Source organism: Brevibacterium sp. LAARM3_SD1 (assembly GCF_057364765.1).
Window position 1 is genome coordinate 1 of the sequence record NZ_JBNFOL010000018.1, and the last position, 24,691, is coordinate 24,691.

The following is a 24,691-nucleotide window of genomic DNA, read 5'->3' on the forward strand; positions in this document are numbered from 1 at the left end:
CTGACGGCGGCCCAGCAACCTCGCGCGAGGTTGCTGGGCCGCCGTGAGGTAGTAACTACGTGTGGAGGCGGACGTGGTGGAGGAGGCGTTCGGAGCGGTTGCTCCCCTGTGCATTGGCTGTGGCACCGCGATTGAGGGCGGTGGTCAGAGTGGCTTCGGCCGTCTCGGTGTCGAAGTCCTCGCCGATGACGACGAGGACGCTGTCCGCATCCGGCCCCTCACCGTCTCCCACGTTCGAGGACGGAGCCTTCGGTGCGGGTCGGGCGGCCTCGGCGACGTAGACGTTCGGGCCGACCGCCTGCACGACGAAGTCGCGCTGACCGGAGCCCGCGGCCACGCGCACGGTGCCTTTTACCCTGTACACCCCGGGCGGGAGGTCTTCGACGAAATCCATCACCGCATCCGGATCGACAGGGCCGCTGCCGGTGACGGTCACGGACTGGGCGTGGCGGTGTGGCATGGATTCCGCATCGACCTCGTCGTCACCGATCTCGTCGACTGCCGCCTCGGCGTAGGCCTGACGCAGCAGTTCCCGGATCGGCAGTTCGGGTTGGATCGGGTCCTCGCCGACGTCGGAACCGCCTCGGCGAGGGCCCCTCTCTCCTGCACCCGGGTCGAAGATCAGCGTGGGGTCGAGGCGGGCGTGTTGGGTGCCGATGACGAGGACGCGTGGGTTGCGTTCGTGGACGCGGGCGCGGACGGCGTCGACCGTGGCGTCACGGTCCGCGACAGGCACCTGATCGAGCTTGTTGACCAGCACCAACGTCGTCGCAGCGAAGCGCAGAGGCGGCAGAGAAGAGGTGTCGACGGTGTCGAAGTACATAGTCGCGTCGACGACGTCGATGACCCCACCGAGGTGGAATCGGTGGTGGCCCATGCGGGTGATCATGCGGGCCAGGGTCAGGGGTTCGGCGAATCCGCTGGCTTCGACGATGATCGCGTCGAGCCGCAACTTGGGGTTCGTCATCGCCACGAGAGCGTCCTCGAGCTCCGAATCATCGGTCAGGCAGCACACACATCCGCCCGAGATCGACAGCGGTTCGTCGACCTGGCCGACGACGAGCCCGGCGTCGATGTTGAGGTCACCGAAGTCGTTGACGATGACGCCGATGCGGGCGTCGGGGTGGCGCAGAAGGTGATTGAGCAGGCTCGTTTTTCCGGCGCCGAGGTAGCCGGTGAGCAGGATGACCGGGATCGCAGGTCTGCGGGTGGGGCAGCTCATTGCGCCTCCTCGGTGGTCGTGCTCGCTTTTCGTGCTCGGTGGCTCGACAGCGCGGGTTCTGCTGTGCGCGCGGGCCCCGTTCTCGGTACGGAGTCAATCGTAGAGGTGTGGGTGAACCGCCCGTTAATGGTAACGTGTTTCATTATTTCTCTCGCGTATGCGCGTTCATGCATATGCCCCTGTGACGTCGACAATGAGTTCGACAGAGACGATAAGGGAGGACTCCCATGGCAGCTCCGCAGAAGAAGACGCGCAGCACCGCACAGAAGGCACTCATCCGCTCTGCCCTTGAAACCGAGACCCGCTTCGTCTCCGCCAAACAGCTCCACCGCCGCCTCGAAGACGAAGGGGCCAGCGTCGGCCTCGCCACCGTCTACCGGCAGCTCAATGCGCTCGCACGCGGCGGCGATGCCGATACGATCACCATCGCCGAGACCCAGCTCTTCCGCGCCTGCGCACAGACCGAGCACCATCACCATCTTGTCTGCGAACGCTGCGGCACCGCCGTCGAGATCGACCCGCCGAGTGAGGACTGGATGCGTCAGATTGCGGCGTCGAACGGCTTCGAGATCACACACCATGTCTTCGAGATCTTCGGCCTGTGCACCGATTGCCGGGCGTCCGGCTGAGCGCAGCCGGAGCACCGCCCCGGCCTCAGACTAAGACCGCTGGCATCATCCGCGGTGCGCGGAGTCCCAGGCGGGGAACTCGTCGTGATACTCCAGCCAGGCCATCGGACCCCATCATGGGCTTCATCGCCGCCTTCCCCCGACGACCGCCGTATCCGGCCCGCCCCGACACCCTCGCCGAGGCGGGCCGGACTTATTCACGGTCGAAACGGCGGGCCCGCCATCACACCTGCGCTAGGGTCGGTGACCAAGGAGGACGAGATGCCCAGAGACTATTCATCGGACCGCATCGCGGCGATGGCGGCCGAACTCTCGGCCGCAGCGCAGACGTTGGGAGTCCCGCTCCGGGATACGCAGCCCGCCGTCGAGCTCGTCGCTGAGCTGCTCGATGCCAGCGCACGCTGGTCCGACGAGACGGGGACCCGGGCCTCAGGACCCTTCGGAACTTTCCTCGCCGGCTGCGTCGACGGGGCAGACCTCGACGACCAGGTGGTCGGCGCGGACCGTGACCGCCGGGGGCTGGACTTCGTCGACAGCTTGGTGAACGGGCTCGGGCTCAGCCCTGAGAGCGAGTGAGGGTCCCCTCCACATGAGCCAGCGCTTCCGCGAGTGGGGCTCCGCCCTCCCTAGTCGCAGCGTGGAGCCTGCCGGCGAGGAATGCGGCGACGACTGGACTGAGCGATGAGTCCGAATGCTTGATGTGCGAAGCGAACTCGAGCACGGCCGCGACCTCGTCATCTGTCATCCACGCCCCCTCCGGAAGTTCGGCGGCTGCGAGGTCCCGCATCCGCCGCACCTGCTCCGGTACGGCTCTGGCGCCACCTGGAGCGTCGGCGCCCGCCGCAGTCCCGTCCTGAGGATCGCCCGCCGTATCCGCGTCCGTGGCCTCGATTCTGCGGGCGACGCGCTCGTACTCCTCACGGGTGTCGAAGTCGACGATCTCCGCGGGGTCGACGTCGACAGGTGCGACCTCGAGTCCGCTGAAGAGGAGTTTGACCGCCCTGTCCTGCGTCTGGCCGATATCGGCCAGGCGTCGACGCAGCAGCGCAGTCGGCCACGCGGTGCAGAGGTACTGGAGCTTGCCGCGGTCATCGACGCCGGCGGCAGGCTGCCCGGACTCCCGGCTCGCGACGATGAGCGCCCGCAGATGGTCCGGCCGCACCAGCGGCATGTCCCCGGCCAGGATCACGGTGACCTCGGAGTCACCCATCGCCCGGGAAGCGGCTTCGATTCCGGCCAGAGGGCCCGAGAACTCGGGCTCCTCCCGTACGCTGCCGACCGAGTCCGCATCGGCGTCCGTGAGTCCGTCAGTGGTTCCGGCCACCCACACCTCCGCTTCCGGCACGGCCTGTCGGACGGTGCCGAGGATGCGCGAGATCACCGTCTGCCCGCCGAGGCGGACACCTGGCTTGTGAACGCCCCCGAACCGCCGGGAGCGACCGCCGCTGAGTATCATCGCTGTGATCGACATGACTCGATCATACGCTTTTCTACAGACAGTAGAATCAGTCACACAATTATGACGTATATCACTTTGTGACCCCGTGGGCGAGGTCCGACCTTCCACACAGACGCGGCCCGAGCGGCCTCCTGATTAAACACGGTGGAAACTGTTCCACTTTCCCCTCAACTCTGCTGTGATCGAAAGCAGTCGGCACATTCGTCGTGGAGGGGCAGAGTATGTCACAGCCTGAGATGCATCAACCATCGACCGCCGGATCACCTGCTTCGGCTACGAATGCGCAGCGGACCAGAGCACTGATCTTCGCTACCCTCGGCTTCACTGTGACGTTCTGGGCCTGGTCGCTCATCAGCCCCCTGGGACCGCACTTCGTCGAGGAGAAACTCACCGACGACTCGGCGCTGCTCGTCGCCGTGCCCGTCCTCGTCGGCTCGCTGGGACGAATTGTCGTGGGAGCGCTGACCGACCGCCTCGGCGGACGTTTCATGATGTCATTCATCGCCCTCATCACGGTCATTCCGGTGCTCTTCGTCGGCTTCATCGGCCAGTACAACTACGCCACGCTCATCGTCGGCGGATTCTTCCTCGGCGTCGCCGGCACGAGCTTCGCCGTCGGCGTCCCCTACGTCAATCGCTGGTTCCCCAAGGAGTCCCGCGGTTCAGCCATCGGCGTCTACGGCATGGGCATGGGCGGTACCGCGATCGCGGCCTTCACTACCGTGCCCCTGTACAACATCTGGCCGCAGCTGCCCTTCGTGGTCGCAGCCGTCGTCCTCGTCATCTACGCGCTCCTGGCTTTCACGTTAATGCGCAATCCACCCGACTGGCAGCCTGTGCGCCAGAGCCTCATCACCACCCTGGGACAGACGCTGTCGGTCAAGCTGACCTGGCAGGCTGCCTATCTCTACGCTCTCGCCTTCGGCGGCTATGTCGCTTTCTCCGTCTACCTGCCGACTTACCTCAACAACGACTATGGCCTCGAACCCGCCGATGCATCCCTGCGCATGGCCGGCTTCGTCATCGTCGCAGTCATCACCCGCCCGCTGGGCGGAATCCTCGCCGATCGCCTCGGGGCGGTGAAGACCCTCGGCGTGGCCTACTCACTCGTCGCCATCTGCGCCATCGCCCTGTCCTTCCACCCCGTGGAGTTCATCGTCTACAGCTCAGAGTTCATTGCGATGTCGGCAGGCTTCGGAATGGCCTCCGGTGCGACCTTCGCGCTCATCGCGCAGCGCTCGGATCCTGCAAGGGTCGGCTCGATCACGGGCTTCGTCGGCGCTGCCGGCGGACTGGGCGGATTCGTCCCGCCGCTCCTGCTGGGAGCGATGTGGTCGGCGACCCACGACTACTCGCTGGGTCTGCTGCTGCTCGCCGGCTTCACGGTCATCGCGCTCCTCATCACACTCTGGATCGGCGCCAACCCGCCGACGACGGCCGAAGCCGTGGACCATCATGATTCCGCCGCGGCAGCCCCCAGCGCCGGCTCGAGCGCAGAGCGCGCCGGAACCGACAGCGACCCGACGGGTTCGGGTATCAGCGACGACGACAAGGAGACACGGTCATGACCACCGAGAATACGGCGCAGGGCAGAAGCCAGTACACGCCGACCGATTCCTCGCCGCCGGAGGCGTCCGTCCGGGCACCGACAACTCGCTCATGGACACGCTCATCGGAAGCCGGAAGTTCTTCACCCCTCGGGCGACGATGAGCGAGGACAAGCGCGAGATCCACTACTCCGGCGGGCGGCAGGGCGACTCCTTCTATCGCAACCGCTGGTCACACGACAAAGTCGTCCGCTCCACCCACGGGGTCAACTGCACGGGTTCGTGCTCCTGGCACGTCTACGTCAAGGACGGACTCATCACGTGGGAGTCCCAGGCCACGGACTATCCCAGCCCGGGCCCGGACATGCCCGAATACGAACCGCGCGGCTGCCCTCGCGGAGCCTCGTTCTCCTGGTATACCTACTCCCCCACCCGAGTCCGCTACCCCTATGTCCGCGGCGCACTGCTGCGGCTCTTCCGCGAAGCCAAGGCCGCCAACGGCCACGACCCAGTGCTGGCGTGGAAGTCCATCGTCGAGGACCCGGTCAAGGCCCGCCGCTACAAATCAGTCCGCGGCAAGGGCGGACTCGTGCGCGCGACGTGGGCCGAAGCCGTCGAGATCGTCGCCGCCGCCTACGTCTATACCGTGAAATACCTCGGACCCGACCGCACCACCGGCTTCTCCCCCATTCCGGCCATGAGCCCGGTCTCCTTCTCCTCCGGAGCCCGGTTCCACCAGCTCATCGGCGGCTCGATGCTGTCGTTCTACGACTGGTACGCCGACCTGCCGCCGGCGTCCCCACAGGTCTTCGGCGACCAGACCGACGTGCCCGAGTCCGGTGACTGGTGGAACTCCTCCTACCTGATGATGTGGGGGTCGAATGTTCCGTTGACCCGCACCCCGGACGCCCACTGGATGGCCGAAGCCCGCTACCACGGCCAGAAGGTCATCTCCATCGCCCCGGATTATGCGGAGAACGTGAAGTTCGCCGACGAATGGCTGGCACCGGCCACCGGCACCGACGGCGCCCTGGCGATGGCCATGGGCCATGTCATCCTCAAGGAATTCTTCGTCGACGCGACGACGGACTACTTCGACGGCTATGTCCGCAAGTACACTGACCTGCCGTTCCTCGTCGAGCTCGAACCCGACGAGACCGGTGGATTTCGACCGGGCCGCTTCGTCACCGCCACCGATCTCGGCTCCGCAGCCACGTCCGAGGCCGACACCGAGGATGCCGACTTCAAACCCGCCCTGTGGGACAAGGCCACGAACTCACCGGCCGTGCCCAACGGCACCCTGGGCCACCGCTTCGCCGCCGACGGCGAAGGCAAGTGGAACCTCGACCTCGAGGACATCGACCCGGCCCTGTCCATCGCCGAGGCGACCGACGGCATCCGCGATGCCGTCGAGGTAACGCTGCCGCGCTTCGATACCGCTGCCCAAGGCGAGATCGACGAGATCACGCGCGGGGTTCCGGTCGTCCGCCTCGGCGAGAGGGTCATGACCACGGTCTTCGACCTCATGCTCGCCGAATACGGGGTGGGGCGGCCCGGCCTGCCCGGGACGTGGGCGGAGAACTATGAGGATGCGACGAGCCCGAACACCCCGGCCTGGCAGGAGGCGATCACGGGAGTGCCGTGGCAGGCAGCAGCCCGCATCGGCCGCGAATTCGCCGCCAATGCGCGGGACTCGAAGGGCCGGTCGATGATCATCATGGGTGCGGGCACGAACCACTGGTTCCACTCGGATCAGACCTACCGCACCTTCCTCACCCTGACCACGCTGTGCGGAACGCAGGGAGTCAACGGCGGCGGCTGGGCCCATTACGTCGGCCAGGAGAAGATCCGTCCCTTCACCGGATGGCTGCACCTGGCCAATGCCCTGGACTGGGTGCGCCCGCCGCGGCAGATGACGCAGACGACGTACTGGTACATGCACACCGATCAGTGGCGCTATGACCAGTTCGGGGCCGATATGCTCTCGGCGCGGGCCGGACACGGAAAGTTCACAGGGATGTCGACCGCCGATGCCGTCGCTCAATCCGCGCGTCTGGGCTGGCAGCCGTACTATCCGACCTTCGACGACAATCCCCTCGACATCGCCGAGGCGGCCAACCAGGCGGGCAAGACCAGTGCCGAGCACATCGTCGACGAGCTCAAGGCCGGAAGGCTTCGCTTCGCCGTCGAGGACCCGGATGCGCAGAACAACTATCCGCGCATCTGGTCGATGTGGCGGGCGAACACATTGGGTTCCTCCGCCAAGGGCGACCAGTACTTCCTCAAGCACCTGCTCGGTGTCGACAATTCGGTCTCCGCCGAGGAGACGCCTGAGAATCTGCGACCGCGCGACGTCGACTGGCGCGAGGATGCTCCCCAGGGCAAAATCGACCTGCTCCTGACCCTGGATTTCAGGATGACCACGACGACGCTGCATTCGGACGTCGTATTGCCGGCGGCCACCTGGTACGAGAAGCACGACCTGTCGACGACGGACATGCATCCCTTCGTCAACACGTTCAACCCGGCGATCTCCACACCGTGGCAGTCACGCAACGATTGGGAGACCTGGGCGACGATCGCCGAGAAGTTCTCCGAGCTCGCCCGCACTCACCTTGGCACGCGAACGGATGTCGTGGCCCAACCGCTCCAGCACGACAGCCCGGACGCCCTGAACACCCCGCACGGGCGGGTCAAGGACTGGAAGTTCGGCGAATGCGAACCGGTGCCGGGCAAGACGATGCCCAAACTCGTCGAGGTCGAACGCGACTACACCGCCATCCACGACAAGTACACCTCGATCGGTCCGCTGCTCGAGTCCCAGGGGATGAACGCCCGCGGCATCCGCTATGACGTCGATCATCACGTCGAACGGCTGCGTCGGCTCAACGGAGTCGCGAGCAAAGGTGCGGGCAAGGGCCAGCCGCGACTGGACACCGACCGGCGCGCCGCCGACTACATCCTCGGTCTGTCCGGCACGACGAACGGGCTGATGGCCACCGAGGGCTTCACCACCCTCGAGCGGCGCACCGGGCAGAAGCTGGCAGATCTCTCCGCCGAGCACGAGGGCAAACAGGTCTCCTTCGAGGATGCGAAGGCTGCCCCCGTGCCGGTGATCACCTCCCCGGAGTGGTCGGGCTCCGAGTCCGGCGGACGCCGCTACTCGCCCTTCACAATCAATGTGGAGCGGCTCAAACCCTGGCACACACTGACCGGACGCTATCAGTTCTACGTCGACCATGACTGGTTCATGGAGATGGGGGACGCACTGCCGACGTTCCGCCCGCCCCTGGACATGAATGCTCTGTTCGGCGAACCGCAGATCGGCGACTCGGACGGCACCGCGATCGCGGTGCGCTACCTGACCCCGCACAACAAATGGGCGATCCACTCGATGTATCAGGAGAACTTCTTCATGATGAGCCTCGGCCGCGGCGGGCAGACGATCTGGATGAGCGTCGAGGACGCCGAGGCGGTCGGCATCGCCGACAACGACTGGATCGAGGCGATCAACCGCAACGGCGTCGTAGCCGCCCGCGCCGTCGTGTCCCATCGGATGCCGCAGGGGACGGCGTTCATGCACCACGCGCAGGAGCGAACGGTCAATGTCCCGCTCACTGAGACGACCGGACAGCGCGGAGGCATCCACAACTCCCTGACACGGATCATGATCAAGCCGACTCACCTCGTGGGTGGGTACGGCCAGCTGTCTTTCGCCTTCAACTACTACGGGCCCACAGGCAATCAGCGCGACGAGGTGACCGTGATCCGGCGTCGCAGCAACCAGAACGTGGAGTACTGAGCAGCCGTGGCCCACACAGACGATCAGCACCAGACACCGACTCGGGGACAGGAGGCACACTGATGAGAATCATGGCGCAGATGGCGATGGTGATGAACCTCGACAAATGCATCGGCTGCCACACATGCTCGGTCACGTGCAAACAGGCGTGGACGAACCGCAAGGGCACCGAATACGTGTGGTTCAACAATGTCGAGACCCGGCCCGGGCAGGGCTACCCGCGCGGCTACGAGGATCAGGAGAAGTGGCAGGGCGGCTGGGCACTGAGCAGGAACGGCCGGCTCAAGCTCAAGGCCGGCGGCAAGCTGAAGAAGCTCGCGTCCATCTTCTCGAATCCGAAGCTGCCGGGCATCGAGGACTACTACGAGCCGTGGAGTTACGAATACGACAACCTGCTCTCGGCTCCGGAGCAGAAGCACATTCCCACGGCGCCGCCGAAGTCCCTGCTCACCGGCGAGCGGATGGACATCAAGTGGTCGGGCAACTGGGATGACGACCTCGGCGGGACGTATGCCAAGGCCGATCTCGATCCGATGCTCAAGTCGATCGGCGACAAGGTCAAACTCGAGTTCGAAGAGACCTTCATGTTCTACCTGCCGCGCATCTGCGAACACTGCCTCAACCCCTCCTGCGTCGCCTCCTGCCCATCTGGTGCGATCTACAAACGCGAGGAGGACGGGATCGTGCTCGTCGACCAGGACTCCTGCCGTGGCTGGCGGATGTGCATCTCCGGATGCCCGTACAAGAAGATCTACTTCAATCACCGCACCGGCAAGGCCGAGAAATGTACGTTCTGCTATCCGCGCATCGAAAACGGTGAGCCGACTGTCTGTGCGGAGACCTGTGTGGGTCGCCTGCGTTATATCGGGCTGGTCTTCTATGACGCCGATAAAGTCACCGAGGCGGCGTCGGTCCCCGATGAGAAGGACCTCTTCGCCGCGCAGAAGGACCTCATCCTCGACCCACATGATCCGGATGTCATGGATGCCGCCGAGCGGGCAGGCATTCCGCACGACTGGATCATGGCCGCCCAGCGGTCCCCGGTGTACAAGCTCATCAAGGAATACGACCTCGCGCTGCCGCTTCATCCGGAGTACAGGACGATGCCGATGGTCTGGTACATCCCGCCGCTGTCGCCGGTCGTCGACGTCGTCAAGGACACCGGCTACGACGCGGAGAACGCCGTCAACCTCTTCGCCGCGATCGATGAGCTGCGCATCCCCATCGAATACCTCGCGAACCTGTTCACCGCCGGGGATACGGATGTCGTCGCCGATGTGCTCCGCCGAATGGCAGCGATGCGGGCATTCATGCGCGATATCAATATGGGCATCGAGCCCGATGTGCGCATACCCCATGCCGTGGGGATGACTCCGGAGTCGATGGAGGAGATGTACCGACTGCTGGCGATCGCGAAGTACGACGAACGTTATGTCATCCCCGCCGGCCACTCCGAGCAGGCCCACAGTCTCGAAGGCATCGGCACGGACTGCCCGCTCAATGCCGACGGCGGACCGGGTATGAACGAGATGCCCGATGTCGCCTCCAGGGGATTTGCGGGCACCTCTGGGATGTCGGACCCGCTGGCCGAACGCAGCGCAGAGGACGAGGGAGAACGCTCGCATCTGCGTGGTCGGCTCAACTTGCTCAACTGGGACGGGAAGGGGCGTCCGACCGGCCTGTTCCCGACCGTCGACGGACCGGCAGGGGCCTGACGATGTACCGACCTCTGAAGTTCCTGTCCAAATGGACGAAACGCGCCGCCGACCATGCCGAGTCGGGCGGACAGACTGCCCCGGGAATCGACGATTCGGCATTGCATGCCGTCTTCGCGGCGGCATCCTGGCTCATCGACTACCCCGGTGACGATCTGCTCGAACGGCTGCCTCAGATCTCTGCGCTGCTCGACCAGGCGGGAGTCCCCGATCATCTCAAGGACGATCTGGACGAGACGATCGGCCACCTCGGTGCCGGTGATCCCATCGGACTGCGCGCCGACTATGTCGAAACCTTCGATACCAGGCGGCGCGGTTGTCTGTTCCTTACCTATTTCTCGAACGGCGACACGCGCAAGCGCGGGCAGGCGCTGTTGGAGATCAAGGAGATCTACCGGGCGGCAGGGCTCGACATGGACGAATCACAGCTGCCTGACCATCTCACCTATGTGCTCGAGTTCGCCGCCGGGCACGATCTTCGCGCCGGGGTGCGGATCCTGCTGTCCAACCGGGCCGGGATCGAACTGCTGCGTCTCCACCTCGACGAGATCGGCTCTCCCTGGGCCGGAACCATCCGCGCGGTCTGCGGCACCCTGCCCGCCCTCGACGGAGACGACATCCATGCCGTCGAACGGCTCGCTGCCGAAGGACCGGCCACGGAGACGGTGGGACTCGACGGACTCGGAGGATACGGCGATCTTCCGCCGAGCGCGGCCGAGACCACCGCGGCGATGACGGCGGCTGCCTCGGTGTCGTCTGGCGCGGCTGCGGGACCGTGTTCGGCCGGTGGCAAACAGACATTCATCCCGCTGACGGACGTGACAGGAGAGCGATCATGAACTCACCGACGGTGCTCGAGACGTTCCTGTGGGTGATCATTCCCTACATGGCGTTGGCCGTGTTCATCCTCGGTCATATCTGGCGGTTCCGACGTGACCGCTTCGGTTGGACGACGCGGTCGTCGCAGATCTACGAGTCGAAGCTCCTGCGCATCGGTTCCCCGCTGTTCCACTATGGAATCATCTTCGTCTTCCTCGGCCACGTCGTCGGCCTGGGGATTCCGAAGTCGTGGACTGCGGCGGTGGGCATCACCGATCACATGTATCACTTCATGGCGATCACGATCGGGCTCGGCGCAGCTGCGGCCACGGTCGGCGGGCTGGTCCTGCTCATCTACCGTCGCAGAACGAACAATCGGGTGTTCGGTGCGACCACCCGGCTCGACAAACTCATGTATCTCATGCTCTCGGTCGTCATCCTCGCCGGGGTCTATTCGACGATCTTCGACTCGGCACTCGGCGGGTACGACTACCGGGAGGGCGTGTCCGTATGGTTCCGACAGTTCTGGGCATTCCAACCCGATATCGCCCTCATGTCGACCGCCCCGATCGGATTCCAAGTGCACGTGCTCGCAGCGATCCTCATCTTCGCGCTGTGGCCCTTCACCCGACTCGTCCACGTCTTCGCCGCACCACTGGGATACCTGACCAGGCCGTACATCATCTATCGGTCGAAGGACAGGCAACGTCAGCCCCAGCGTCGCGGCTGGGAGACCATCGACTACTGAGACAGGCGAAAGCGGGGACGGACGGTCAATCGAGACTGACGGTCATCGGGGCAATGCCGATCATCGCGGGCGGTCGCCTTCGCCTTTTTCGCCATCGGCCCTTTCGGTATCGGCCCCTTCCGCATCGGACGCTTCGGCTTCAGTGCCTTCTGTTTCAGCGCTTTCGGCATCGAGCGGATTCGGGCATCGGTGTTCGCGAAGCAGGATCTGGCAACGGGTCTCTTCGACATAGGGCTGCAGGCGGTCGAGTTCGAGCGGTCCCGGCACCTGGCTGAGGAGGTCTCTGACGATCTTCGCGTGAATGCCGCAGGCGATCGCGCGCTCCTCGCCGACCATCCGATAGTGCGGGCACGGTGCCAGCGAGATCCGCAGGTCCTCTGCATCGGGCTCGGGCTCCATTCCCGAATCGTCGAGATGTTCGTAGAGCAGATCGAATTGGGCACCTGCTTCGTCGCCCAGTTCGTCGAGCTCCGCCGGCCTCAGTTCGGCTCCGGGCGCGAGGCGGCAGAGCACTTCGTGGTGTTCGCGAGCGCGAGCGATGCGTTCGGCTGCGGCCGCGTTCGACTCCGGATCGTCGACCGGATGGTAGACCATCGGCGGCCGCCCCCGCTCCCCTGTCGATTCGGACTGCAGGTAGACGAATCCTTCGTCGATGAGCACTCGCAGGTGGTCACGGGCGGTGTTGATGTGCAGACCGGCTTCTTCGGCGAGCTCTTTGAGTCGGCTGCCCGGGTTGTTCTGCACAGCGCCCAGCAGCAGGACTCGGCTGACCTCGGCCAGTCCTCGAAAATCGTTCACTCTTCGCGGCATGTCATCACATCCTTGCGACTGCCTCAGTCGGGAACAGCTCGGAGACCATCTCCACCTTTATTCTACATCTTGTAGAATTAGTTTTCGCCCTGCGCAGACAACGAAATCCGCAGCCCATCCTCGGCGAATGGACGCTACTCTGGGCAGGAACACACCCACATCGCGCACGCACCGTCGAGTGCCCGGAGGATGATCATGTCGAAGTTCGATGTCGTCGAAGCGTCCATCGCCGATCTGCGAGCAGCTCTCGAGGACGGGCGCACCACCTCGGTGGAGCTCGTCGAGGCCTATCAGGACCGGATCGCCGCTTACGACGGCCCCGAGACCGACACGAAACTCAACTCGGTGATCGTGACCAATCCGCAAGCCCTCGCCGAGGCGGCCGCCTCCGACGAACGTCAGGCGGCAGGTGCGACGCTCGGCCCCCTCGACGGAATCCCGTACACCGCGAAGGACAGCTACATGGTCGCGGGCCTCACCGTGGCCTCCGGATCCCCGGCCTTCGCCGACCTCATCGCCCAGAAGGATGCGTTCACGATCGAACGGCTGCGCGCCGGCGGCGCCATCTGTTTGGGGCTGACGAACATGCCGCCGATGGCCAACGGCGGAATGCAGCGCGGACTCTACGGACGCGCCGAGAGCCCATACAACGCTGACTGGCTGACCAGCGCTTTCGCCTCCGGGTCATCGAACGGTTCGGGCACGGCCACGACGGCGAGCTTCGCAGCCTTCGGCCTCGGCGAGGAGACTTGGTCATCGGGTCGTGCACCGGCGTCGCACAATGCACTCATCGCCTACACACCCTCGCGCGGGGTCATCAGCGTGCGCGGAAACTGGCCGCTCGTGCCGACCATGGACGTCGTCGTCCCCCACACTCGCACAATGGCCGATCTGGCGGAGGTTCTCGACGTCATCGTCGCCGACGATAAGCAGACCCGCGGGGACTTCTGGCGCGTGCAGCCCTGGGCGGAGATTCCGAAGGCGAGCGCGGTGCGCCCGGACTCCTATGCTGCGCTGCTGCCGGAATCGGTCGCGGCGGCACAGACGGTGTTGGCCGGCAAGCGCCTCGGCGTGCCGCGGATGTACATCAACGCCGATGACGAGGCCGGAACGAACCCGGACGGCGGTATCGGGGGGCCCACGGGACAGCGAGTCGAGACGCGCGCCTCGGTGATGGAGGCCTGGCAGGCGGCGCGAGCCGATCTCGAATCGGCCGGCGCCGAGGTCGTCGAGACGGACTTCCCAGTCGTGAGCAACTACGAAGGCGATCGGCCCGGCGCCCCGACGATCGCGACGCGCGGTTTCGTCACCGCCGACTACCTCGACCGCGAGATCAACGACCTCTCGTCGTGGGGGTGGGATGATTTCCTCGCCGCGAACGGCGACCCGAAGCTGGACACCCTCGCCGAGGTGGACGGAGCCCAGATCTTCCCCCACCCACCTGGTGCCCTGCCGGACCGGTACGTCGGTTTCGACGATGACATCGCGACCTACCCGGAGCAGGTGCGCACGAATCGATACGCCTCGGTGACGGAGATCCCCGAACTCGAAACCGGAGTCCGCGGACTCGAGGAGACCCGCCGGGTCGACCTCGAACAATGGATGGACGAGCACGGCCTCGATGCGGTGATCTTTCCGGCAATGGCCGACGTGGGTCCGGCGGATATGGATGTCGATGAAGCGTCCGCGGACCTGGGATGGCGCAACGGCACGTGGGTGGCCAATGGCAACCTCGTGCCCCGACATCTGGGCATTCCCTCGGTGACGGTGCCGATGGGGACCATGTCCGATACCGGAATCCCCGTGGGTCTGACGATCGCCGGACGCGGCTGGGACGATGCTGCGCTCATCGAGATCGCCGCAGCGTTCGAGGCGACCGGCGACCGTCGTGAGGCGCCGCCGCGGACTCCGCGGCTGTAGAGCCTCAGCGCCCGGAAGCGAGTTCGCGCTTTCGCCTGGAGGCGTCACGCAGCTGCATCCATCCGGCGAGGATGAACCAGATGAGGAACGGGTAGGACGCGGCTCTCTCGACGATGCCGACGGGCAGATTCCAGGTCTCGGGAGCAGCCAAGAACAGTGCTCCGGCGAGACCGAACGCGCCCAGTCCGAGCGTGAGCCCGCCGAATTCGACGGGACCGATCCAGCGCTTCTCGGGCCAACGAGTCAAGGCGACGCCCGCGGCGAGCAGACCGAGATTCTGGATTCCGGATCCGCCGAAACCGAAGACAGCATGCAGAGTCGGATCGATATCGGCGGGGACCATCCCGGTTCCGGCCAACAGCATTCCGCCGGCGGCGAGAAGGAAGGATCCGCACCTGCCCCAGCGACTCGGGGCGATCCAGTCGTGCCAGATGAAGGCGATGATCGCGAGCATCGATCCGGCGATGATGGAGACGCCGTTGACGAAGGGATGGGCCGGTGAGCAGACCTCGATCGGGGTTCCGACGTCTCCCCAGTCCCCGCATCCAGTCATCCCCAGATGACTGATGGGCTGCTGGGCGAAAGAGTAGCCGCCTTCGGACAGCAAAGCTGCGGGAATCTCGATGAGGACCGTGGCGATGCCGGCAAGCACGGCGAGAAGTGCCCACACCCGCTCAGGTTTGGGCGAAACGCGGATGGTGCCCGAACCGGCCACCTCTGCTCCTCCGTACGGCGACATCGGATGTTGTTCACGCTATCACTGCGGCCGCCTGAAACCTTCTGGTGAACCGGTCCGCCCCCTGGCGTGTCGAGGCGCAACAGTGGAAAAGTAGTGACCATGGTCGATTACACGGTTCTCGCCGAACGCGCTTTCACCCTCCTGCAGGGACATCACCAGAACGAACCACTCGTGCTGCCGACCGTCTGGGATGCCTGGTCGGCTCGCGCGATGGTCGACGTCGGATTCAATGCCCTGAGCATCGGATCCCATCCGCTCGCCGATTCGCTCGGCCATGCCGATGGAGAGAACATGACGCTCGAGCAAGCGCTCGAGGGGATCTCCCGGATCACCTCGGCGGTGGATGTTCCCATCACCGCGGATCTCGAATCCGGCTACGACACCCCCGCTCCAGAGCTCATCGCCGGCCTCCTCGAGGCCGGAGCCGTGGGTGTGAACATCGAGGACACGGTCCACAGTCGCGGCAGCATGCGCAGTCCCGAAGAGCACGCCGAATACATCTGGAGCCTGCGCCAAGCCGCCGAAGCGCAGCGGGTCCATGTGGTCATCAATGCCCGCACCGATGTGTTCAAGTACCCCGGCGACTTCGAAGACCCCACCGCCGAGGTGGTCCGCCGCCTTCGTCTGTGCACGGAAGCCGGCGCGGACTCCGTCTATCCCGTCCGTCTCCCCGATGTGGGCACTCTCAAGTCGATCCTTGCGCAGATCACTCTGCCGCTCAATGTCACCGCGCACCCGATCAAGGGCGCGGTGCCCGAAGAACTCGACCTCTCTCAGCTCGCTGAGCTCGGGGTCGGGCGCGTGACCTTCGGTCCGCTTCTGCAGGCGGCGCTGACCGACTGCTTCGCGGATTTCACGCGCGCCTGGCAGTAGGGCCATCACCCTGCGTCCGGCAACGACAACTGCAACTCACCTCCACCCCACCAATTGAGGAGAAGCAATGCCTGTCAACCCCCGCGAAGGCCAGCCGATCTGGATCGACTATGTCTGTCAGGACTTCGAGGCCGCCCAGAACTTCTACAATCAGCTCTTCGGCTGGGAATTCACCGACATGGGTGAGGAATTCGGCCACTACCACATGGTCACGAAGGACGGAGGCAACGTCGGCGGCGCCATGCGAGCCATGAACATGGACGGCACTCCGAATCCGGAGATGCCCACGGCTTGGTCGACCTACCTGCACACTGGGGACATCGCCGGAGTCCACCAGGCAGCGTTGGGTGCCGGTGCTGCGGACGTCGTCGGCCCGATGCCCGTCGGCCCGCTCGGCCAGATGGCCGTCGTCGTCGATCCGACGGGATCACCTATCGGCATGTGGCAGCCTGGTGAATTCTCCGGCTTCGACACTCCGCTCACTCCAGGAACTCCCGTGTGGTTCGAGCTCATGACGACGAACTACCAGGCAGCGAATGATTTCTACGCCAAGGTCTTCTCATTCGACATCACTCCGATGGAGGGCTTCCCGTACTCGACGCACGGCGATGGCGACGAGGCTGTGGCCGGAATCTGCGATGCCAGCGAATGGGCACAGAACTCCTATTGGCGCACCTACTTCAACGTCGAAGACGCCGATGCCGCGGCAGCGAAGGTGACCGAGCTCGGCGGCAAGGTGCTCGCCGGTCCGGAAGACTCCCCGTACGGACGCATCGTCACAGTCACCGATCCGGAGGGTGCGACGTTCCAGCTGCAGCAGAACCCCTGAGTTGAACCGCCGCGGCCGCGATTCCTCCGCCCAGGGCTCGGGCTCGAGGAATCGCTGCCGTGGTGGTTTTCGCTGTCGTGCTCCGCGATCTCAGGCCCGCAAGGCGAGCGCGTTCAGGCCCGCAGCGCAAGCGCGAATGGCAGCACCGAGGTGGCTCCTGCCCGCCGCAGCAATCGTGCACAGACCGTCATCGTCCACCGCGAGACGACCTCGTCGTCGACCAGCAGCACTGACTTCCCAGCCACTGCCTCCTCGACCTCCGGAGGAACAACGAAGGCCTCATAGAGGTCTTTGACGCGGAAGGCACTGTTGACGTCCGGCGTGCCATGGTCACCGACCTGAAGCAGCTCACCCCCATCGACAAGTCGGCCGCCGCTGCGAGGTTCGCGGCCAATGATCTCACCGTCACGGGACGGCGATTGCTCGGGATCGACACGACCACCTCGGGCCGTGTTTTCCAATCCCACTGCGCCAGGACCTCAAGGCACCACTTGCCGATCTGACCGGGCACTTCGGCATCGGGAGCGTCAGGGGCGAGGAATGCCCGGAGGGTCTGTCCCTGCCCGAGGTCGGACAGGCGGGCGATGGCACGTCCTTCCTCGGCGAGCTCTTCTGCCGGGATCCGACCTTTGAGCGGGACCCCGATGTTGGCCAGCCCGCTGGGCCAGGTGCTGCGCGGCTCGATCGGCAGGCCGATCTTGTGCAGGTTTCCGGCCGCGGCTTGGCGCTGTTCGTCGGAGATCTCGGCGGAGAACCACACTCCCGCGCAGTTGTCGCAGCGTCCGCAGGGTTTCGGGTCGGGATCGTCGAGCTGGCGGATGAGGAACTCCATCCGGCAACGCCCGGTCGCCTCATAATCAAGCATGGCCTGGGCCTCGTCGGCTCGGACGGCCGCGACCTTCTCATAGCGTTCCCGATCGTAGGTCCACCCCAGCCCGGTCGAGACGTATCCGCCCTTGACCTTCGATACTGCGTCTTCGACTTCGAGGGTCTTGAGCAGCAGATTGAGTCGGGAGCGTTTGGTTCCGACCAAGGTCTCCAAGCGAGCCACGGACAGGGGGCCGTCCCCCTCGGCGAGGGCTGCGAGCACGGCGTTCGCGTCCTCCTGGTTCGGCATCGACGCAGTCGCGAAGTACTCCCAGATCTGTTCGTCTTCTGCGCCGGGCAGCAGGAGCACATCGGCGGAGTCTGTGGCACGGCCGGCACGACCGACCTGCTGGTAGTAGGCCACGGCCGAGGACGGCGCGCCGATATGGACGACGAATCCGAGGTCGGGTTTGTCGAATCCCATTCCCAGCGCCGAGGTGGCCACTAGCGCCTTGAGGCGGTTGTCCTTGAGCTGCTGTTCGAGTTCGGCACGTTCCTCGGCATCGGTCCGGCCCGTGTAGGCGCGGACTTCGTAGCCTTGTTCGCGCAGCATCCGGGTGATGTCTTCGGCTGCGGAGACGGTGAGCGTGTAGACGATGCCGGACCCTGTGAAGTCGTTGAGGTGCGAGGACAGCCAGGCGATGCGTGCGCTGGCGTCGAGTCCGCTCAGGACACCGAGGCGCAGGGAGTCGCGGGCGAGTTCACCGCGGACGACGGTGGTGTCGTCGCCGAGCTGTTCGGCGACGTCGGCAACGACGCGGGAGTTCGCTGTCGCGGTCGTCGCGAGCACCGGGGTGTTGCGCGGCAGTTCGGACAGGATGTGGCCGATGCGGCGGTAATCGGGGCGGAAGTCGTGCCCCCAGTCGGAGATGCAGTGGGCTTCGTCGACGACGATGAGGCCGAGGAAGGCGAGCAGCTGCGGCAGCACTTCGTCGCGGAACTGCGGATTGTTCAGCCGCTCCGGGGAGACGAGGAGGACGTCGAGGCTGCCGGCCTTGAGGTCTTCGAGGACGGAGTCCCATTCGGTGACATTGGAGGAGTTGAGGCTGGCGGCGCGGACTCCGGCGCGTTCGGCTGCGGCGATCTGGTCGCGCATGAGTGCCAGCAGCGGAGAGATGATGAGGCTCGGACCAGTGCCGGAGGCCCGGAGCATGCGGGTGGCGACGAAGTACACGGCCGACTTGCCCCACCCAGTGCGCTGGACGACGAGGACGCGCTTCTTCGCCTGCACGAGGTCGCGGATGGACTCGAGCTGGCCGTCGCGGAACTGCGCATTCGGGCTCGCAGTGAGCTCGACGAGGATGCGCTGTGCCTCGATCGCGAAGTCGTCTGAATTGCTGTGCGATCCGGCTGCGGGTGGGGATGTCGGGGTGGATTCCGTCATGGGGCCAGTCTAGGTGGAGGGTCTGACACGGCTGGACGGGCCGACGTACCCTCAGCGCAGCGCGAGTTCAATACCCAAGGTGGCGAGCACTCCGAAGAGGACGCCCCAGAGGATGATCGAGATGACCTGCCAGAAGGCCACGACATTGCGGTTCGCACCGAAGCCGACCATCGCGGACGAAGTGATCTGCGAGGGCAGGAGTGTTTGGCCGAGCAGCGAAACTCCCGGCACGCCGAACTTGTCGAACATGCGCTTGAGTCGCTGTCGCTTCGGCTTCTCCTCGACCTCCTTATTCTTCGTCGCCTTGTCGCGGATGGCACCGGCCCCATAGACGAAGGCGAGCATCGAGATGACGTTGCCGATGACGGCTACGAGGATGGCGACGACGGGGTGAAGTCCGATCGCGACGCCGATGACAGCGCCGAAATACGACTCGACGAAGGGGATGGCCGAGACGAGCAGAATGCCCGCCCATTGCAGCCAGTCGGGAAAGTTTCCGGCGAATTCCTGCAGACTGTCGATCATGAGGGCTCTCTCTTCTTCCGTTCGGGTCCTCTGGTCGGGTCAGCACACTGTTCCTGCCGCGCCTTAAAACGCTTTGGCACACCGTACTAGTACAACGTACTATACACTGATCGAAAGCATCGTTGTCAATGAAGCGAGGAGCTCGGTTGTCGAAGCGAGACGAGATCATCGCCGCGGCGATTCGCCTGGCGGAGGGGTCGCAGCCGGGGCAGGCGAACCTCAGCGTGCGTGCTGTGGCCAAGGAGGCGGGAGTCGGGGCATCGACGCTGCGCCACTACTTCCCCACCCAGGCGGACCTCCACGAGGCGGTCGCGCTGCGCTCCATCGACACCGTCATCAATGACTTCTCCATCGCCGATTCGAGCCGTGCACCAGCCGATCGTCTCTATGAGTGCTGCGCCCAATTCCTGCCGACTCATGAGCATCGGGATGTGCAGCTCGAAACGTGGTTCTCCATGCACTTGCATGCGCTCGGAGCCGAGAAGCGTGCCGTGTCCCGTCGACTCCTCGAACATGGCCACCGGGTCACCTATGACAGCCTGCATCGGTGGCTGAATCTGCTCGCCGAGGAGGGGCACCTCGACCCCACCGAGGTGGCCCCGACCGCCACAGCACTCTTCACCACCGTCGACGGCATCGCCCTGCATTCGATCATCTCGCCCGAGACGATGACCGTCGACGCCGCGCATGAGCAGGTGAAGTGGACGATCGACAAGCTCCTCAGCTCCTGGTCGCCCCACAGCACCTCTTAGGTGGACTTTTTGGTCACGCTCTGCTCGAATCTCTGTGACCATTTCGCCCACCCAGTGCGCCGGGAAGCGGCTCAATAGAAGGCAACCGCACCTCTCGTCACCCGATCACCGCATCGCGGCGGCCGCGCGACGCAGCGCCTCGGTCAGTCGGGAGAGCTTGTCAGAGGCCAACGTCCAGTGGTGCCAGTACAGCGGGACGTCGATATGCGGTTCGGTGCCGATCTCGACAAGGTCGGCGTCGAGACCCTCGAACTGCATGACCGGCACCATCCCCCAGCCGAGGCCCGCCTCCACTGCGGCCACGAACTCCGCCGATCCCGGCACGACCGACATCGGCGGCCGCCCATCGACTCCGCACCGGCGGAGGAACTCGAACTGCAGGTCATCGTCCTGCCCGAAGTTCACCATCGGCAGCCTGGACAGATCCGCCTCGGTCCCGATGGAATGCCGATCGAACAGGGAGCGCTCGGCCACGGCGACGTAGCGCATCGTCCCGAGCTCGGCTACGGTCGTCCCGTATCCGCCAGTCGCCGTCGAGGTGATCGTGCCGAGCACCTCGCCCGACGCCAAGAGCGGCAGCGCTTTGTCCTGATCGACCATCTCGATGCGGAGGACGACGTCGTCCCAGCCGGCCGCCTCGGCGAAGATCGGGCGGAACCACGTCGCCATCGAATCGGCATTCACCCCCACCCGGAGCACGGTCGGCTCGCTCCGCCCAGCACCTGATCCGCCCGATCCAGGCGAATCGGCGTCGATTCCGTGCAGGCGGTCGAGCGCCTCGGACTCGAGCAGCTCGACCTGCCGGGCGTAGCGGAGAATCGCCTGCCCCGCCTCGGTGACGGTGATCGGGTTCGTTCGTCGGATGAGCACCTGCCCGAGGCGGGACTCGAGTGTGCGGATGCGCTGGCTCGCCGCCGAGGCGGTGATGCCGAGAACGAAGGCCGCCCCCTCGACGGTGCCTTCGTCGACAGCGGCGGCGAGGGCTTTCACGTGATCGATGTTCATGAAGCAATTGTGCATCAGATGCATATTCTGTTGTTTTTCTTCTGACTTGTCGGTCTCTACTGTTGAGTCCGTGCTCACTCATCTCATCACCGGACTCCTCACCGGCTGGTCGCTCATCATCGCCGTCGGCCCGCAGAACGCACTCCTGCTGCGGCAGGGGATTCGGCGCGAGCACCTCGGCGTCGTCGTCACCATCTGCATCGTCGCCGACGTCCTGCTCATCGGCGCGGGCACGGTGGGAATCGGGGCGATCGTGCTTCTGGCACCGTGGGCACTCGAGATCCTGCGCTGGCTGGGCGTGGCCTACCTGCTCTGGTTCGCGTGGACGAGCCTGAAATCAGCGCGCGAGGCCACCGGGCTGAAGGCGGACACTCATCAGCGGACCCTCAAATCCGTCATCCTCACCACTCTGGCGCTGACGTTCCTCAATCCGGGCGTCTACATCGACACCGTCGTCATGCTCGGCAACCTCGCGAACCAGCAGGGTCCGGGCGGAGTCTGGCCGTTCACGTTCGGGGCCATGCTCGGCTCGATCAGCTGGTTCCTCGTCATCGGCTACGGCGCCCGCGGACTCTCCCGCTACCTCGCTCGACCGCGCGTGTGGCAGGTCCTCGATATCGTCATCGCGATCGTGCTCGTGGTGCTGGCCGCGCGGCTGGCGCTCGGATAAGGGGCTGCGCCGAGGCGGCCGAGGCTCTACGGCCGTGCTCGAGCAGAGAGCTCCGACACGATTGCCCGCATCGCTGAACCCGTTTTCCTGGTCGATCCGCGTCGGTTAGGGCGCGGAAACCACTGCGGATCGACCAGACAATTCAACTTAGCGACTGCTATAGGCCCCGCGCCCCGGCCTAGAGCTCCAGACTCGGGTGGAGCTGGGTGAGTGTGACCATGCGCTTGCGGCTGCAGACCATAATCGTGGCGACCAGACAGATCCCAGTCATCAGCAACAACACCACGGCCGCTTGCGCTGCGATGAACATGTCGCCACCGGCAACCAGGGTGCGCAGACCGTTGACCGCATGCGTCATCGGCAGGAACGGCGAGATGATCTGGAAGATCGTCGGCGCCGTCTGCACCGGATAGGTTCCGCCTGCCGAGGCGATCTGCAGCATGAGCAGCACCAGGGCGATCAGCCTGCCGACCCCTCCCAAGGCCGCGACACACAGTTGGTGCACGGAGTGGAAACATGCCGCTGCGAGCATCGAGAACAACAGCGTCCACACCCACGCTCCGGCCGAGAAGTCCAAGGCGAAGGTGAGGATCGCATAGAGGACTGCGACCTGGGCGATGCCGAAGAGCAGCCCCGGAACGTAGCCGGCCCAGGCGATCCGCGACGAGCTGGCCGATGAGAACAACGCCCGGTACGGGATAGCGTTGATCACCATGTAGGTGATCATTCCGCCGATCCACAGGGCCAAGGAGACGAAGAACGCGGACAGTCCCTCGCCATAGGCGTCGACGGCGTTGTCCTTGACCTTGTCCGCGTCAACGGGAACAGCTACGACATCCGAACGATTCTCCCGATCCTTCTTGTCGTAGGTCGGGATCTGCTCGAGTCCCTTCTCCAGACCGTCGGCGAGTTCTCCGGAACCGTCGTCGAGTTTGCCAGCGCCCTTGTCGAGTTCCTTCGACCCGTCGACGAGCTGAGCCGATCCGTCCTTGAGATCACCGGCTCCGTCCTTGGCCTTCGCCGTGCCGTCCTTGAGCTGGACGGCCCCGTCGTGGAGGTCACCAGCACCCTTGGCAAGCTTTCCTGCACCGGCATCGAGTTTGATCAGCCCGGAGTGGAGGTCATCAGCACCGGTCGCGACCTTCTGAGCGCCGTCGTCGAGCTGACCGATCTTCTTATCGGCCGTGCGGATCTTGTCCATCACTCCGTCGACCGCGTCGGTCAGCTTGTCCTCGAGGCTCTTCGCCTCGTCCTTGGCATCGGAGGCGCGCTTATGCGCGGAATCGAGGTCCTCGCCAAGGCTGTCGGCATCCTCGGCGAGTTTCTTGACGTTCGGGTCGTCCGGATAGTCCTCCTGCAGCTGCTTGATCCGGTCGTCCATATCCCCGCGCACGGTGGTGCGGGCATCGTCGAAGTCCCCTTCGGCGCGCTCGAGCTTGGGGCGGGCCCCATCGACGACATCATCGGCCTTGCGTTTGACGTCCTCGGCCTTCTTCGTGGCCTCGTCTGCGGTATCGCGCAGTTCGGAGGTGCCGTCGGCGACCTGCCCGGCGCCGTCGGCGAGTTTCTTCGAGCCGTCCTTCGCCTCAGCTGTGCCCTTCTTCAGATCAGAGGCACCATCGGCCAGGTCGCCGCTGCCCTTCTTCAGCTCACCAGCACCTTTGTCGAGGTCGATGAGACCGGTCTGCAGCGTTCCGACGCCCTTGTCGAGCTTCGTCGTCCCGTCGACGAGCTCTCCAGTGCCGTCGTGGAGCTGACCTGCTCCGTCGTGCAGTTCGGACGCACCGTCCGCGGCCTTCTCCGTCTCAGAGTGGATGTCGTTGAATCCGAGATACACCTGGGTGACGTACTCGGCGGTCGTCGTCTTACTCAGTCCGTCCTTGATCTCGGAGAGGATGGTCCCGGCCATCTGCCCGACGATGAAGTTGTGGGCGTCGTCGGTGCGCAGCCGCAGCCCTGCCTGCTCCGGATCGTCACCGCCGGTCGACACGAGCATTTCCGAGAAGTCCGAGGGGACTTCGAGGATCGCGAAGTACTTCCCCTCGGCAAGCCCCTTGTCAGCCTCCTCCTGGCTGGTCTCCTGCCAGTCGAATCCGCCTTCGCCCTTCGGCGTGATCTCGTCGACGAGGTCATCGCCGGCGTTGAGCCTCTCCCCGTCCGAATCAGGCTTCTCCGCGCCCGTATCCTCGTTGACGATGGCCGCCTGCAGTTTGTCGAGGTGGTCGGTCGGGTTCCAGTTCGAGGCCAGGTACAGGCCGCCGTAGATCGACGGGATGACGATGATGACGATCATCGCCAGTCGCGTGATCGTGTGGCGTTTGAACCGTGAGAGTTCTAACCAGGGGAGAGAGAACATTCGGGAATCTCCTCGGATTC

Annotated in this window: 19 protein-coding genes and 1 pseudogene; 12 read left to right on the forward strand and 8 right to left on the reverse strand. The window is 65.0% G+C overall.

The window, feature by feature from the left end; genetic code table 11:
- Positions 1-55: 55 nt before the first annotated feature.
- Positions 56-1,222, reverse strand: coding sequence for a CobW family GTP-binding protein (locus AC2W7L_RS11170; RefSeq protein ID WP_486004527.1), 1,167 nt, complete (start codon positions 1,220-1,222; stop codon positions 56-58).
- 227 nt (positions 1,223-1,449) lie between these two features.
- Between AC2W7L_RS11170 and AC2W7L_RS11175 the strand changes: the two genes are divergently transcribed.
- Positions 1,450-1,851 (forward strand): Fur family transcriptional regulator, encoded by a 402-nt coding sequence (locus AC2W7L_RS11175; RefSeq protein ID WP_370037087.1) that lies wholly within the window; start codon positions 1,450-1,452, stop codon positions 1,849-1,851.
- A gap of 261 nt (positions 1,852-2,112) precedes the next feature.
- Positions 2,113-2,427 (forward strand): hypothetical protein, encoded by a 315-nt coding sequence (locus AC2W7L_RS11180; RefSeq protein WP_486004528.1) that lies wholly within the window; start codon positions 2,113-2,115, stop codon positions 2,425-2,427.
- Here the strand turns inward: AC2W7L_RS11180 and mobA are convergent.
- On the reverse strand, positions 2,408-3,322 hold the full coding sequence (mobA, locus tag AC2W7L_RS11185) for a molybdenum cofactor guanylyltransferase (RefSeq protein WP_486004529.1): 915 nt from the start codon (positions 3,320-3,322) through the stop codon (positions 2,408-2,410). The genes AC2W7L_RS11180 and mobA overlap by 20 nt on opposite strands.
- A gap of 209 nt (positions 3,323-3,531) precedes the next feature.
- Between mobA and AC2W7L_RS11190 the strand changes: the two genes are divergently transcribed.
- From AC2W7L_RS11190 to narI, 5 genes are all read left to right on the forward strand, one after another.
- Positions 3,532-4,878, forward strand: coding sequence for an MFS transporter (locus AC2W7L_RS11190; protein ID WP_064485818.1), 1,347 nt, complete (start codon positions 3,532-3,534; stop codon positions 4,876-4,878).
- 91 nt (positions 4,879-4,969) lie between these two features.
- Positions 4,970-8,659 (forward strand): nitrate reductase subunit alpha, encoded by a 3,690-nt coding sequence (locus tag AC2W7L_RS11195; protein ID WP_486004530.1) that lies wholly within the window; start codon positions 4,970-4,972, stop codon positions 8,657-8,659.
- A 62-nt stretch (positions 8,660-8,721) separates the two neighbouring features.
- Positions 8,722-10,374, forward strand: coding sequence for a nitrate reductase subunit beta (gene narH, locus AC2W7L_RS11200; protein WP_025778444.1), 1,653 nt, complete (start codon positions 8,722-8,724; stop codon positions 10,372-10,374).
- A gap of 2 nt (positions 10,375-10,376) precedes the next feature.
- Positions 10,377-11,213, forward strand: coding sequence for a nitrate reductase molybdenum cofactor assembly chaperone (gene narJ / locus AC2W7L_RS11205; RefSeq protein WP_101554485.1), 837 nt, complete (start codon positions 10,377-10,379; stop codon positions 11,211-11,213).
- The gene (gene narI / locus AC2W7L_RS11210) at positions 11,210-11,941 is read left to right on the forward strand and encodes a respiratory nitrate reductase subunit gamma (RefSeq protein WP_025778446.1); all 732 of its coding nucleotides are present in this window, start codon (positions 11,210-11,212) and stop codon (positions 11,939-11,941) included. Before narJ ends, narI begins: the two co-directional genes overlap by 4 nt.
- A 60-nt stretch (positions 11,942-12,001) precedes the next feature.
- Here narI and AC2W7L_RS11215 read toward each other — a convergent pair whose 3' ends face one another.
- On the reverse strand, positions 12,002-12,739 hold the full coding sequence (locus tag AC2W7L_RS11215) for a winged helix-turn-helix transcriptional regulator (protein WP_486004531.1): 738 nt from the start codon (positions 12,737-12,739) through the stop codon (positions 12,002-12,004).
- Between the two features lie 207 nt (positions 12,740-12,946).
- Between AC2W7L_RS11215 and AC2W7L_RS11220 the strand changes: the two genes are divergently transcribed.
- Positions 12,947-14,671, forward strand: a complete 1,725-nt coding sequence (locus AC2W7L_RS11220; protein ID WP_486004532.1) for an amidase — start codon at positions 12,947-12,949, stop codon at positions 14,669-14,671.
- A 4-nt stretch (positions 14,672-14,675) separates the two neighbouring features.
- Here the strand turns inward: AC2W7L_RS11220 and AC2W7L_RS11225 are convergent, their stop codons facing one another.
- Positions 14,676-15,410: a DUF998 domain-containing protein gene (locus AC2W7L_RS11225; protein WP_486004533.1), complete on the reverse strand. Its 735-nt coding sequence runs from the start codon at positions 15,408-15,410 to the stop codon at positions 14,676-14,678.
- 99 nt (positions 15,411-15,509) lie between these two features.
- Here AC2W7L_RS11225 and AC2W7L_RS11230 point away from each other — a divergent pair, with 99 nt between their 5' ends.
- Positions 15,510-16,283, forward strand: a complete 774-nt coding sequence (locus tag AC2W7L_RS11230; protein WP_486004534.1) for an isocitrate lyase/PEP mutase family protein — start codon at positions 15,510-15,512, stop codon at positions 16,281-16,283.
- Positions 16,284-16,350: 67 nt separating this feature from the next.
- Positions 16,351-17,112, forward strand: a complete 762-nt coding sequence (locus AC2W7L_RS11235) for a VOC family protein (protein ID WP_486004535.1) — start codon at positions 16,351-16,353, stop codon at positions 17,110-17,112.
- A 113-nt stretch (positions 17,113-17,225) separates the two neighbouring features.
- On the opposite strand, the pseudogene AC2W7L_RS11240 reads toward AC2W7L_RS11235, so the two are convergent.
- Positions 17,226-19,363 (reverse strand): annotated as a pseudogene (locus AC2W7L_RS11240) (RecQ family ATP-dependent DNA helicase).
- A 51-nt stretch (positions 19,364-19,414) separates the two neighbouring features.
- Positions 19,415-19,888, reverse strand: a complete 474-nt coding sequence (locus tag AC2W7L_RS11245) for a hypothetical protein (RefSeq protein WP_486004536.1) — start codon at positions 19,886-19,888, stop codon at positions 19,415-19,417.
- A 146-nt stretch (positions 19,889-20,034) separates the two neighbouring features.
- Here AC2W7L_RS11245 and AC2W7L_RS11250 point away from each other — a divergent pair, with 146 nt between their 5' ends.
- Positions 20,035-20,640: a TetR/AcrR family transcriptional regulator gene (locus tag AC2W7L_RS11250; RefSeq protein WP_062241002.1), complete on the forward strand. Its 606-nt coding sequence runs from the start codon at positions 20,035-20,037 to the stop codon at positions 20,638-20,640.
- A gap of 105 nt (positions 20,641-20,745) precedes the next feature.
- On the opposite strand, the gene AC2W7L_RS11255 is transcribed toward AC2W7L_RS11250, so the two are convergent.
- The gene (locus tag AC2W7L_RS11255) at positions 20,746-21,645 is read right to left on the reverse strand and encodes an ArgP/LysG family DNA-binding transcriptional regulator (RefSeq protein ID WP_486004537.1); all 900 of its coding nucleotides are present in this window, start codon (positions 21,643-21,645) and stop codon (positions 20,746-20,748) included.
- A gap of 70 nt (positions 21,646-21,715) precedes the next feature.
- On the opposite strand from AC2W7L_RS11255, the gene AC2W7L_RS11260 reads away from it, so the two are divergent.
- Positions 21,716-22,315: a LysE/ArgO family amino acid transporter gene (locus AC2W7L_RS11260; RefSeq protein ID WP_486004538.1), complete on the forward strand. Its 600-nt coding sequence runs from the start codon at positions 21,716-21,718 to the stop codon at positions 22,313-22,315.
- 178 nt (positions 22,316-22,493) lie between these two features.
- Here the strand turns inward: AC2W7L_RS11260 and AC2W7L_RS11265 are convergent, their stop codons facing one another.
- On the reverse strand, positions 22,494-24,671 hold the full coding sequence (locus tag AC2W7L_RS11265; RefSeq protein WP_486004539.1) for a YhgE/Pip family protein: 2,178 nt from the start codon (positions 24,669-24,671) through the stop codon (positions 22,494-22,496).
- Between the last annotated feature and the right edge of the window lie 20 nt (positions 24,672-24,691).

Bases quoted from the DNA above. Each gene is read 5' to 3' on its own strand.
- narI (WP_025778446.1), top strand. From the start codon at position 11,210: ATGAACTCACCGACGGTGCTCGAGACGTTCCTGTGGGTGATCATTCCC.
- AC2W7L_RS11225 (WP_486004533.1), bottom strand. From the start codon at position 15,410: ATGTCGCCGTACGGAGGAGCAGAGGTGGCCGGTTCGGGCACCATCCGC.
- AC2W7L_RS11180 (WP_486004528.1), top strand. From the start codon at position 2,113: ATGCCCAGAGACTATTCATCGGACCGCATCGCGGCGATGGCGGCCGAA.
- AC2W7L_RS11190 (WP_064485818.1), top strand. From the start codon at position 3,532: ATGTCACAGCCTGAGATGCATCAACCATCGACCGCCGGATCACCTGCT.
- AC2W7L_RS11255 (WP_486004537.1), bottom strand. From the start codon at position 21,645: ATGAACATCGATCACGTGAAAGCCCTCGCCGCCGCTGTCGACGAAGGC.
- AC2W7L_RS11230 (WP_486004534.1), top strand. From the start codon at position 15,510: ATGGTCGATTACACGGTTCTCGCCGAACGCGCTTTCACCCTCCTGCAG.
- mobA (WP_486004529.1), bottom strand. From the start codon at position 3,322: ATGTCGATCACAGCGATGATACTCAGCGGCGGTCGCTCCCGGCGGTTC.
- AC2W7L_RS11175 (WP_370037087.1), top strand. From the start codon at position 1,450: ATGGCAGCTCCGCAGAAGAAGACGCGCAGCACCGCACAGAAGGCACTC.
- AC2W7L_RS11195 (WP_486004530.1), top strand. From the start codon at position 4,970: ATGGACACGCTCATCGGAAGCCGGAAGTTCTTCACCCCTCGGGCGACG.
- narJ (WP_101554485.1), top strand. From the start codon at position 10,377: ATGTACCGACCTCTGAAGTTCCTGTCCAAATGGACGAAACGCGCCGCC.
- AC2W7L_RS11235 (WP_486004535.1), top strand. From the start codon at position 16,351: ATGCCTGTCAACCCCCGCGAAGGCCAGCCGATCTGGATCGACTATGTC.
- AC2W7L_RS11265 (WP_486004539.1), bottom strand. From the start codon at position 24,671: ATGTTCTCTCTCCCCTGGTTAGAACTCTCACGGTTCAAACGCCACACG.
- AC2W7L_RS11220 (WP_486004532.1), top strand. From the start codon at position 12,947: ATGTCGAAGTTCGATGTCGTCGAAGCGTCCATCGCCGATCTGCGAGCA.
- narH (WP_025778444.1), top strand. From the start codon at position 8,722: ATGAGAATCATGGCGCAGATGGCGATGGTGATGAACCTCGACAAATGC.
- AC2W7L_RS11245 (WP_486004536.1), bottom strand. From the start codon at position 19,888: ATGATCGACAGTCTGCAGGAATTCGCCGGAAACTTTCCCGACTGGCTG.
- AC2W7L_RS11170 (WP_486004527.1), bottom strand. From the start codon at position 1,222: ATGAGCTGCCCCACCCGCAGACCTGCGATCCCGGTCATCCTGCTCACC.